6 protein-coding genes and 1 pseudogene are annotated in these 12,230 nt (G+C 50.5%); 5 read left to right on the top strand and 2 right to left on the bottom strand.

Going from position 1 to position 12,230, the window contains the following annotated elements:
- From AC1S5B_RS19550 to AC1S5B_RS19565, 4 genes and pseudogenes are all read left to right on the top strand, one after another.
- A partial coding sequence (locus AC1S5B_RS19550; protein ID WP_482037375.1) for an amino acid adenylation domain-containing protein occupies positions 1–3,851 on the top strand: 3,851 nt, incomplete at its 5' end.
- Between the two features lie 164 nt (positions 3,852–4,015).
- A pseudogene (locus AC1S5B_RS19555) lies at positions 4,016–4,279 on the top strand (galactose-1-phosphate uridylyltransferase); the annotation flags it as partial.
- Between the two features lie 170 nt (positions 4,280–4,449).
- Positions 4,450–4,614: a hypothetical protein gene (locus AC1S5B_RS19560; protein WP_482037376.1), complete on the top strand. Its 165-nt coding sequence runs from the start codon at positions 4,450–4,452 to the stop codon at positions 4,612–4,614.
- A 40-nt stretch (positions 4,615–4,654) separates the two neighbouring features.
- Positions 4,655–5,317: an HAD family hydrolase gene (locus AC1S5B_RS19565; protein ID WP_482037377.1), complete on the top strand. Its 663-nt coding sequence runs from the start codon at positions 4,655–4,657 to the stop codon at positions 5,315–5,317.
- Positions 5,318–5,620: 303 nt separating this feature from the next.
- Here the strand turns inward: AC1S5B_RS19565 and AC1S5B_RS19570 are convergent, their stop codons facing one another.
- Complete coding sequence (locus tag AC1S5B_RS19570; RefSeq protein WP_482037378.1) at positions 5,621–10,282, bottom strand: PAS domain S-box protein; 4,662 nt, start codon at positions 10,280–10,282, stop codon at positions 5,621–5,623.
- A gap of 325 nt (positions 10,283–10,607) precedes the next feature.
- Positions 10,608–11,204 (bottom strand): rhomboid family intramembrane serine protease, encoded by a 597-nt coding sequence (locus AC1S5B_RS19575; protein WP_482037379.1) that lies wholly within the window; start codon positions 11,202–11,204, stop codon positions 10,608–10,610.
- Between the two features lie 200 nt (positions 11,205–11,404).
- Between AC1S5B_RS19575 and AC1S5B_RS19580 the strand changes: the two genes are divergently transcribed.
- Complete coding sequence (locus AC1S5B_RS19580; RefSeq protein WP_482037380.1) at positions 11,405–11,914, top strand: DUF1993 domain-containing protein; 510 nt, start codon at positions 11,405–11,407, stop codon at positions 11,912–11,914.
- Positions 11,915–12,230: the final 316 nt, after the last annotated feature.

Genomic DNA, 12,230 nt, shown 5'->3' on the forward strand with positions numbered 1-12,230 from the left:
TGCCACTCGACCCCCATTATCCCAGCGATCGCCTCGACTTTATGTTGACCGATACGCAGGTTTCGATTCTGCTAACGCAATCCTGGTTAGTCGAATCCCTACCCGCATCTCCAGCAAAGATACTTCTCCTCGATCAACCCTTGCCGCCGCATTCTGAGATTGGTGAGATGACTCTAACTCCAGATCATCTTGCCTATGTGATCTACACCTCCGGTTCCACAGGCACCCCGAAAGGAGTTCTTCTCTCTCATCGAGGTTTGTGCAATGTTGTTGAGGCACAGCAGTGCGCCTTTTATGTGGATCGCAGCAGTCGAATTTTGCAACTCAGTTCTCTCAGTTTTGATGCTTCTATTTTCGAGATTGCGCTAGCGTTCGGCTCCGGTGGCACGTTGTATATTCCGCCTCAGCCTGCTCAACTCCCAGGAATGGCACTGGTGAGATTTCTTCAAGATCATGCAATTACTCACGCTCTGATCACTCCAGCAGTGCTGGCTGTTCTTCCGGTCGTTGAACTCCCCGACCTCCAAGTACTCATTACCGGAGGGGAAGCCTGCTCTAGTCAAGTCATCGATCGCTGGGCAACCAATCGTCACTTCTTCAACGCTTACGGTCCCACAGAAACCACCATCTGGGCAACCGTTGCTGAACTCAACCCAGGCGATCATCCCTTGACGATCGGTCGCCCTATCCTCAATACCCAGGTCTATATTCTCGATGCAGCCTTAAATTCAGTTCCCGCAGGTATTCCAGGCGAACTATATATTGGTGGTGCAGGACTCGCCCGTGGCTATCTCAATCGTCCAGAATTGACGACCGATCGGTTTATTGACAATCCATTTAACTCCACACTCTGCACTCCGTACTCCGCACTTTACAGAACTGGCGATCGCGCTCAATACCGCACGGATGGAACGATTGAGTTTCTGGGTCGAGTGGATAGCCAAATTAAAATTCGCGGGTTTCGGGTAGAGTTGGGCGAAATTGAAGCAACGCTACAACGTCATCCAGATATTCAAGATGTGGTTGTGATTGCCTCTGACAAGTCATTCGACGAAATGCGCCTGATCGCCTATTTCAGCCTCAATTCCGCTCAACGACCTGCCCAAGCGACTCATCATCAGCTTCAGCAACCTATCTTGCAATCGCTGCAAACTCAGCAGGTTCAACAGTGGCAAACTCTCTATAACCAAACCTATCAATCTCCAATCTCTACTCCTCAATTCAACATCACAGGCTGGAACAGCAGCTACACCGGAGAACCCATTCCGCTTGAGCAAATGCAAGAGTGGGTCAGCGATCGCGTCCAGCAAATTCTCGCTCTCAAACCCAAACGGGTGCTGGAAATTGGCTGTGGCACTGGATTATTGCTCTTTCAAATTGCGCCTCACTGCCAGAGGTATGTGGGGACAGACTTCTCGACAGTTTCATTACAGTCAATTCAACATCAATTAGATACCCTCAACCTCCCTCAAGTTGAACTCTTACAACGAATAGCAACTGATTTTGAGGGCATTGATATAGCATCATTTGATGTCGTGATTTTGAATTCTATCGTCCAGTATTTTCCGAGTGCAGAATATTTGATGCAGGTGTTGGAGGGAGCCATTCAAGCAGTGAGTCCGGGGGGTGTTCTGTTTGTTGGCGATGTGCGAAGTTTACCTCTATTGACTGCTTTTCATACTTGGATGAAATTTTCTCAGGCAGATCCAGCAATGGAACGATCCCAACTTCAGCAGCAAGTGGAGCGATCGCAGTTTGAGGACCCCGAATTAGCGATCGCTCCAGCGTTTTTTGATGGATTGCATCAGCGATTTTCTCAAATTCAGCGGGTACAAATTCGTCTCTCACGGGGTCGCAGTCACAATGAAATGACGCAGTTTCGCTATAACGTTTTGCTGCATATCAACGATAAATTTAAAGGTGCGAATCAACCTGGATTGCGCTCAGACGATTCAATTCAACACCATCATTGGCAGCTTAATCCCATCACCGTTAAGCAGATTCAAAAAAAAATAATCGAGACTGAACCAGAAATATTTAAGATCACCCATGTTACGAATAGTCGCGTGGCTGCGGCTGTCCAAACGGCAAACTGGCTGCATAACAAAGAAACTCCAAAAACGGTTGGGCGGATGCGAGATCTCTTGCAAGATTTGGCAGAACAGTCCGTTTGCGCGGCGACTCCGTTATGCGGCATCGATCCTCAGGATTGGTGGGATCTGGAAACGGTGTTGTCTTATCGCGTGGAGATTACCTGGTCAACTCCATCCCATAGCGGCGACTATGATGTGCAGTTGATTCGCCATGGCGTTGATGCGATCGCTCCGCCAATTCCGCAGCCCCTCGATCAATCGAGTCAGCCCTACACCAACGCTCCACTTCAGTCTAAATTTGCCCGTCAACTGATTCCTGACCTTCGTCAATATCTCAAACAAACCTTACCTGACTATATGGTGCCCTCGGTTTTTGTGCCGTTGAAAACGCTGCCTTTAACTATCAATGGTAAGGTTGACCGCGTTGGTGTTGCAGACCAATATCGCTATCCAACGTCAGTGAGTGAAGATTCAATTCACTTATCCAGCGCAACGATGAGTGCAGTGCGTAATGCTACCGGAACCGCAGAATTAACTCCAACCGAATCAACTCTGATTGATATTTGGAAAGAGTTGTTACACCTCAAGCACCTCACTATCCATGACAACTTTTTTGAGTTAGGTGGACACTCTCTGTTGGCGACCCAAATGACTTCTCGTGTATGGGATGCTTTTGAGCGAGAGTTGCCCTTGAAATGTGTGTTTGAAGCACCCACGATCGCCCAATTGGCGACTATTTTGGAAACTCTACAGGACACCCACTCAACCCCAAAAATTCCCCCCTTGATCCGGTTAGATCGTGCGGCTCACCGTCGTCCGCGATCGCCCAGCGGCAACCTAGGAGAAGCCATCATCTCCAACGGCAGTGCCCAAATTCCCCACCTGCCCGCAGCAACTCCACCATCCAGCGCTCCGGTTGTAGCCCCCCACTTGGTTACAAACTCTAGATCACCTCTGATTCCCTTAACCTTAGGTGGAAGCAAGCACCCTTTTTTCTGTGTGCATCCCATGTTTGGCGTGGTGTTTCCCTATCTGGAACTGGCGCATTATCTGGGGAGCGATCGCAGCTTCTATGGACTTCAACCGTTAGGATTGGACGGCAAACAGCCCCCTTTAACCCAGATTGAAGCGATCGCTGCCTACTATATTCGAGCCATTCAAGTGCTTCAGCCCCACGGTCCCTATTTTCTGGGCGGCTGGTCGTTTGGTGGGCTGGTTGCCTTTGAGATGGCGCAACAACTCACTCAGGCAGGGCAGCAGATTGCACTGTTGGCAATTCTTGATACTCCGGCTCCGCTCAATCACCAACCGTCTCTTTATCAAAGTCTTAAGTTTCTTTTGGGAACGGCTTTCTGGTCTACTCTGCCCTTTGTACTGGACTATGGCGCGATCGTGACAAACCGACTTCGCTCCTGGAAACCCTGGCTTTCTCGCTGGCAGTGGTCTGCAATTGTGCGCCAGATTCCTGAAGAGTCTCGATTGCAGCTATTGGATGAATCTGCGATCGCACCGATGCTCCGAATTGTGTATGCCAACAGCCAAGCCGCCTATCGCTATGTGCCACAGCCCTACCCCAACCAGATCACGCTATTTAAAGCCGCTGAACAATCTGACGCTATCGGTCAAGATCTCACTTTGGGTTGGGATGCACTGGCTCAAGATATTCAGCTTCATCAAGTACCGGGCAATCATTTATCTCTGCTGAAGCAACCCAATGTTCAAACCTTGGCTGAAAAACTCCGACAAAGTTTGACCTAAAAGAAACTTGAGCGTTGCTGATCAGAAGTATGAATTGTCATTCTGAGTGCAACGAAGTGGAGCGAAGAATCTCGATAGATCCTTCATTTCGCAATGCTTCATTCAGGATGATAAATTCAAATTCATACCTTAATTAAGCAACGCCGAAACTTGTTCTAACTCCGTCACGCTATAAATATGACGGCTTGTGGAAGCGTCCGTTTCCCTACCTGATGGCGTGGTTTCAGGCTCCAGGCAACTGCGAATCGCATCCCGAATGGCATCTCCATGCTGAATTTTACCCACCCTATCATACGACTGACAGAATCAAATATTTGGCAGGCACCGAACTCGCAGCCGGAATGTTTGCGAATGATGTCTTACCTGAAGAAAAGGCAAAAGAGTTGCAGGCTGTCACCGTTGATGTAGAAAAGGTTTTACCCGTTTAAAGGGGCGATCTCAAAACCGACCAGTTTAATTTTGGATGTACTCGAAACCCTTATTGTCTGGTTGCTGTGACTTGCAGACAGTTTGCTTAGAAGTAAGCCCTACGAATGAAGTTGAATTACCAAAAGGGTTCTGTAATGAATAGAACCACTAAAAAATTGGAGGAAACCATATGAGTAGCGGTCATGCTAGCCATAAAGGTGCTGGAGTTAAACAAAGTCATGATAGTGGGCAGCTTGATTCTGCTGCTACGACTCCAGCCGCTAATCCAGAAGATCTCTTAGGTGAAGGCGAGGGCCATCCATTTAATGCACAGGGAACAACGGACAGATTTTAGTTAATCATCATTCTTAACCATCGGCAGTGGAGAAATCACCATGGCACTATCAGGAGTAATTTTGGATGTAGACGGCACGTTGGTATTAAGCAACGATGCCCATGCAAAGGCTTGGATGGAAGCCTTTGCCGCCTACGGTTACGACATCAAGTTTGAGCAGATCCGTTCTCTGATTGAAATGGGCGGCGACCAGGTGATCCCCCGATTGGTGCCGGAATTGAATGGCAAGGACGGCACAGGTAAACAAATCGCGGATCATCGCAAAGAGTTGATCCTGACTAAGTTTGCTTCCCACCTTTCCCCGACCCAAGGAGCCAGAGACTTGGTACAAAAAATGCAAACTGAAGGCTTAAATTTGATTATTGCCAGTTCTGCGACCGAGCAGGAAATGGAGGTTTTGCTCAAGGCGGCTCAAGTTGATGATCTGTTGCAACAGATCATCACGTCTAGCGATGTCAAAGAATCGAAACCCGAACCCGATATTGTAGAAGCGGCACTCAATAAAGCCGATCTCGCTGCCGATCTCACGGTGATGCTGGCAGATACGCCCTACGATGTTGAGGCAGCAGCTAAAGCAGGGGTTGGTGTGATTGCCTTCCGCACAGGCGGCTTCAGCGACGAGCAATTGTCGGGCGCGATCGCCATTTATGACAATCCGGCTGACCTATTGGCGCAGTACGATCGCTCTCCCCTAGGATCGTGAATTAAATAAGACCGGAGAGAGGAGGCAAAGAAGATAGACTGAAAAGCACCTATTTTTTCTGTGATGCAATGCAAGCGTACCCGCCTGAATTCGAGCAACAGATGCAACGGTTTTACCACTCCTTATCAGAGAAAGATCGTCGCCGATACGCGGCGGTAGAAGGGATCTCGACCCCTATAGCTGTAAATCTTACATGCCAAGGCTTTCGGTAATACCCGAATTCAAAAACATAACTTTCTGTTCAAATGCGCCCGCGGGTCCAAAATAGTAAAAAAGCCACGAGCAGTAGAGAAGTTTTTATACCTAAAGATTGTTGTGTTCCAGCAAATTTGTGATTGTCTGAATCAACACGTCTGGTTCTACGGGCTTAGTAATGTGTGCCTGAAAGCCTGCCTGAAGTGCTTTTTGCTGGTCAAAGTCCCTGGCATAAGCCGTCAGCGCGATCGCTGGAATTGTGCCGCCTTGCTCAGATGAGCGCGATCGAATGTGTTGGATCAGCATATAACCATCCATCTCAGCCATGCCAACATCACTGACCAGGATATCGGGGATGAATTGATCGAATACTTGCAGCGCTTCCACCCCGGAAGCAACGGCAATGACTCTCGCTCCACTTTGTTCCAACAGAAATGCTTGGAACTCGCGGGTATCTGCCTCATCATCGACCACTAAAATTTGGAGGTTACTCAAGGAAGCTTCCAGGTTTTCTGCGGTCGCCTGAGACGATTCCGAGGAAGTTGGAACCACCTGCTGAAGCAGGGGCAACTGCACGGTAAAGGTTGCGCCTTGATTTTCACCTGAGCTACCTGCCTGAACCGTTCCCCCGTGCATTTCGACGACTTGTTTGACGATCGCCAGCCCTAACCCCAATCCGCCAAATTTGCGAGTTGTAGTGAAATCTGCCTGACGGAAATACTCGAATACATAAGGTAGAAAGTCAGGAGAGATGCCTTTTCCGGTATCAATGACTCGAATCTGAGCCAATTGCTCGATCTGCCGTAGTTCAATGGTGACTCGCCTACCGTTGGGTGTGAACTTGACAGCATTGGTCAACAAATTCCAGATTACTTGCTGGAGTCGAGCCGCATCACCCAAAATAGGTGCGATTTCAGTTGTGAGGTCAAGCAAAATCTGAATCTGTTTGGCTTCGGCTGCCAGTCGCACAGTTTCGACGGCTGCCGTAATCACAAACGTCAAACTAATGGGAGCAACGGTTAAGCTCAACTTGCCCTGCATGATGCGAGAGATGTCGAGTAAATCTTCAATCAGTTGAGTTTGCAGTCTGGCATTGCGCTCGATTGTCTCTAATGCTTCGCGCTGGCGAGTTGCATCCAATCTGCCGCCTTGCAGCAATCGAGTCCAGCCCAAAATGGGATTGAGGGGCGATCTCAATTCATGAGAGAGTACTGCCAAAAACTCATCTTTAACGCGGTTGGCGCGATCGGCTTCGGTGCGGGCGGCTTGCTCTTGTTGCAAAAGCTGTTCGCGATCAATGGCATTTTGTCGTTCGGTGGTTTTGTCCTGCAAGATCTTGACAAAGCCTTGCATGGTGCCTGCTTCATCCTGCAAGGGCATCACCAAACCACTCCCCCAAAAACGTCTGCCATCTTGCCGCATATACCAGCGTTCGTTTTCTGCCCTGCCGTGAGTCTGGGCACACTGCATTGCTTGCTCAAGTTTTTCCTGTTCGATGTCTTCGGGTGTGAAGATCAGGCGAGCATGACGACCGACAATTTCGGCTTCGGCATAGCCCAGGAGGCTTTCAGCACCCGTGTTCCAACTCGTCACAATGCCATTCAGGTCGAGGGTGACGATGGCATATTCCTTGGCACTTTCCACCATGAGGCGGAAGCGGGATTCACTCTGGCGCAATGCCTGCTCAAATTGCCGTTGTTCAATTAAATCGGCGGCTTGACGGGTAAGGAGATCAAGGAACTGCAACTCGCGTTCAGTCGGTCGATGGTGGTCGTGCCAGTGGGTAGAAATCATGCCGATTAATTCACCAGAGCGAGTAATGAGCGGCGTGGACTGAGCCGAGAGATAGCCCGCCTCCATAAGCATTCGCAGAGAGCTATCCGGGTCTTCGCTTTCGGGGACATCAAAATCGACAAAGCTACGATCTCCAGTCCGCAAAACCATGCCGCAGGAGGTATTAAAACGGGCATCAATGCGACGGAAATGCTCAGACATCTCTAGTGGTATGTTTTGCGAGGCAAGCATCACCAGTTCGTTGGTTGAAGCATCCAGCAGTTGGATTGTCCCCGCTTGAGCATGGGTGAGGGCGATCGCCACTGACAAAAGCTCTTGATAGAGGGTTTGAAAATCGCCTTCTGTCACCAATTGCGCCCCTAGTTCCCGCAATCGTTGCGTATCTCGCAAATCGGCGGCAATGGTTTCTTCAGCGCGGGCGCGTTCGATGCGCGGGAACAGGCGGTTTGAGAGTTCCTGTAACAAATCGATTTCGGCTGTTTGCCAATCGCGTGGCTCGATGGTCGTCACGGCAACATACGCCGTCCAGCGTCCCTGCCAGTGAAACGGCACGACAACAAAGCTGCCGACTTGCAAACGGGCGTAGTTTTCTGCGTCTGTGCGATCGTCATGTCCCGTATCGCGGACGATGACTGTTTCTCCAGCGCGACAGGCACGGCTGAATGCTTCGGTCAAATAATCTTGTAGCCGAAAGGTTTGTTTTAAACTGGGCACCGCTGCCGTTGTCCAGCCGTGATGCACGGTGAGTTCGCCTTGTGCTTCGTCAACGTCTGCAAAAACGCAGCCCGAAAGGTGCAGAAATTCGCCAACCTTTGCGCCGACGGTTTGCATAATCTCATCCGGCATGGACAGATTGCTTAAAGCGTTGCTGACTTCATCGAGAAAAGCCGTGTTCAATTCGCGGCGTTTGCGCTCGGTGATGTCCAACACAATAGCGACGATCGACTGCCGTTCGCCATCTGCACTCACGACGGTAAAGACGCTGTTGTTTACCCAAACTTCCGCACCCTCTTTGTGGATATACCGCTTTTCAATTTCAAAGGCAGTGCCATCCCGTGCCAATTGCTTGAACTGTTTTTGATTGTTGGGCAAATCTGCTACGTGCGTCAGATCCTGCATCCACATTCCGTCTAACAGTTCGGCACGGGTGTAGCCGACAATCTCGCAATAGCGATTGTTGACCAAAGTAAATTTTCCGGTCAAATCGGTTTCGGCCACGCCAGCGATCGATTGATTGACGACACCGCGATACCGTTCTTCCGACTCGCGCAACTTGGCTTCGGCGTGGGCACGTTCGACCGCCGCCCAGGTTCTTTCCGCAGTCTCCTGCAAAAGGGCGATTTCTGCCGTCATCCAGCGGCGCGGCTCGCCCTGATGGACGACGAGATTGGAAACCCAGCGTCCGCCTTTGATCAGCGGGATGGTCACGAAGGCAGTCGAGCCGATTACCTTATAGTTCGTCTTTTCCGTCTCGGTCAATTCAGTTTCTGCGTCAACATCCGCGACAATCATCGGCTCGCCGTCACGGAGTTTGTTGATAATTGAGCCGTAAGCCGCGAGGGGAAACTCGCCCGTGAACGCCGGAAAACGCCCGCTCAGATAGTTGTCATTGACGATTACGGTTTCGCCGTCGGGCGTAATCTCGGCATACATTGCCCGATCAAGCGCGAAATGCTCGCCGAGGACGCGCATCGCCGCGCGTTGAATTTCCCTAGCATCGGACAGCGGACGTAGCGCGTCGCTCAACTTCAAAAGAAATGCCTGCCGCTGCTCTTGCCGTTTGCGTTCGGTGATGTCTTGGAAGATGATGCCGACCGTGCGATCGTCGTGGAGCCGAAACGCATAAAGGTCAAAGGTGCGCCCAAGTTGGGCTTCGCTTTCTTCAAAACGAATTGGCTCGCCAGTTTCGGCAACTTGTCCCCAGATTTGCGCCCAGCGCGGGTTCGGTGTGCCTAAGAGATCAGTCGCTAGCCGCCCGACCGGATAGTCCATGCTGGTCTGCTCAACAAAAGCCGGGTTCACTTCCATAAACCGAAAATCGCTCCACTCGCCGCGATCGTTTCTCAGCGGTTCAACCACCGCATACGCTTCATCTATGGAAGTAAAGAGCAGGCGGTAACGGGCTTCCGACACACGCAAGGCATCTTCAGCCTGTTTGCGATCGTCTTCGCCGCGCACGCGATCGGTGATGTCGTATGACATTGCCAACACGGCATAGACCTCATCCTGCTCGTTTACCAATGGAGTGCCATGAGAAATGTAGTGGCGATTGTGGCTGTCATGCTCATGGCTAAACGGCTCACCCTTTAATCCCTGACGAAAGTAGGGTTCATAGTAGTTTGCCAAAGCGGGATCAAGCGCTTCCCAAATGGTTTTGCCTACCAAATCTTCAGAAGTCATGCCTGCGTTTTGCAATGCTTCTCCCTCTGCTAAGAGATAGCGCAAATCGCGATCGACCACAAACACCGCTCCCTGAGGCAGGTTAGCCGCCACTGCACGCAGGCGGGCTTCAGTATCTCGTAATGTTGCCCCGGTGTCTTGTGCCACTGCTGCCCAGTTTGATGCGTCCTCTTGACATAAAGCCGCTTCTGTAGAGATATAGCGGCTGTTTTCTCGCAGTACTCGCTCCACACAGGGTATTAATCGCTCTAAGCGGTGCTTGAGGACAAACCCGGCGGCTCCGGCTTCAAGTGCTGCGATCGCCAACTCTTCGCCCACGCTCACAGAGACAAAGACAAACGGAGTTTCAGGTTGCTGTTGATGGGCGATTTCTAAGGCAGTGCTACCCTCAAAACCAGATAACGAATAATCTGACAAGATCAGGTCAAAACTATTGATCTCCAATGCTTCGACGAAATCAGCACAAGTGTCCACCCGCAGCAGTTGGTAGTTAATGCCGCCACTTGATAACGTAGCCTGCATTTTTTGGGCATCAAGCAGATTTGGTTCAAGCAGGAGCAACTGGAGTGCAGACATTAGAACATTTCCGTAGGAAAGGCTTGAGTGGAAGTAAAAACAGTCTGGATTTGCGCCAAGTCAAAAATCCAAAATTTTAGTCACTCAAACCTATCTATCACACTTCTACAAACGTATCCTACTCCCGCTAGAGTTAACTCTTGTGCTTCGGCTTATTTTTCCAATTCAAAAATCTGAGAAGCTAAAACTTTGAAAATACACACGGTGAGAAGAAAGTTGTCCTTCTCGAAGTCGTTGGACAATCATACCGGAGCGATTTGGAATTTCATTCATCGCTACACGTCAATGTGACCGTCACTTGAGCAACGCGCTTTGCGGTTAACGGCTAACCTTGGAACGTGGCAAACCATTGCTTCAGTTCTGGCAAATAACGCGCTGTGAGGATGCCGCCGACTAAGCCAAACAGATGTCCTTGCCAGGAGATGCCACGTTGCCGGGACGGCAAAATACCCCAGATCAGTGGACCGTAAAGCAACGCCACCACGATCGCAATGCCAGCCGAGAGCAGGTCTTGCTCAAAGTAGCTCCGGGACAGCAAAAAGCCGAAATAGCCAAAAATGATGCTGCTTGCGCCAATGTGTAGGGTACGGGGGGCTGCAAAAAGCCAAACGCCCACACCACTCACCAACCAGATCACAACTGTCGCGATCGTAAATTCGGTAACGCCATGCAAGAGGGTCAACCAGCCCAGCACAGCGAATGGAATTGTATTTGCCATCAAGTGCTGCCAAGTCCCGTGTAGCAGTGGCGCAAACACAATGCCCCGCAGTCCAATCTGGGTTCGGGGCACAATGCCGAAGCGATCTAAGCGGTGCCGCAACAACACCTGGTCTACAAGCTCTAACACCCACATGAGCGCAAGCAAGCTACCCACGATTTTGGCGTGAGTCACAACAGCACTGGCGGTAAGGGGCAAGGGCATTGATCGCGGACATGACTGGCTGTTGTAGTTTAGGCGATCGACTACGCTTTCGCACAGATAGCCTGGAACGAGTCAGAGCCGTATGCTTACACTCATCCAGCATCAACTTGATCCTGGCGTGCTCCTGAGCGAGCGTTCCCGACAGGGCAACCCCTGCCAACAGACAATACTGCTATGATCAGCTTTTAAGAGCCATGCTCATGCCCATTTCGATGTATCAAGCCTCTGTGCCGTCGCTGATACGCGCACTCAACAATCTCGTGGTGATCTTAGAAAAGGGTGCAGCCCATGCTGAAGCCCAAAAAATTGAACCAGCGCTCTTGATTAACAGCCGACTCTATCCCGATATGTTTCCGCTGGGGCGGCAGGTACAAATCGCTTCTGATGTCGCTCGTAGAGGTGCCGCCAGACTGGCAGGCTTAGTCGCTCCCTCCATGGAAGACAAGGAATCGACCTTTCCGGAACTGATCGCACGGCTCCAGCAAACCGTCACCCACCTGGAAACGTTGCCCGCCGATCAAATTGATGGGTCTGAGGCACGGTCAATTTCCCTACCAGTCGGCGAAGAAACGATGGTCTTTGAAGGTTTACTGTATCTCCAATACTTTGTGTTACCGAACGTCTATTTTCATGTCACCACGGCTTATGACATTCTCAGACATCATGGCGTTGCACTGGGTAAACGAGATTTCCTCGGTAAACCCGCCTAGCAGCGACCTTGGTCAGCACCGATCTGGCTTCGTTATCGCAACAGATGCGGCTGGCGAATGAATGACCATCGCTCCGATCAAAAGACGACTAGGCTTGATGGGCAACGAACGATATAGGCATTGAGCATATTCCATGAGCCATTATGTTTATCTTGTGCAATGCGCTGCCTTCTGTCGCAGAAGCAAGCGTGAGGACCGCACGGCGGCTCTCAACGGGAACCATCATTAAACTAGGAGTTGAGCCGACATAAAGGCAAGAAGGTGCCAGATGGACTAGAAGCCTTGTCTAGACTAGGTTTGAGAAAAGCAATAATCC

This window comes from Leptolyngbya sp. CALU 1928, from assembly GCF_056784215.1.

Bases quoted from the DNA above. Each gene is read 5' to 3' on its own strand.
- AC1S5B_RS19580 (WP_482037380.1), top strand. From the start codon at position 11,405: ATGCCCATTTCGATGTATCAAGCCTCTGTGCCGTCGCTGATACGCGCA.
- AC1S5B_RS19575 (WP_482037379.1), bottom strand. From the start codon at position 11,204: ATGCCCTTGCCCCTTACCGCCAGTGCTGTTGTGACTCACGCCAAAATC.
- AC1S5B_RS19565 (WP_482037377.1), top strand. From the start codon at position 4,655: ATGGCACTATCAGGAGTAATTTTGGATGTAGACGGCACGTTGGTATTA.
- AC1S5B_RS19560 (WP_482037376.1), top strand. From the start codon at position 4,450: ATGAGTAGCGGTCATGCTAGCCATAAAGGTGCTGGAGTTAAACAAAGT.
- AC1S5B_RS19570 (WP_482037378.1), bottom strand. From the start codon at position 10,282: ATGTCTGCACTCCAGTTGCTCCTGCTTGAACCAAATCTGCTTGATGCC.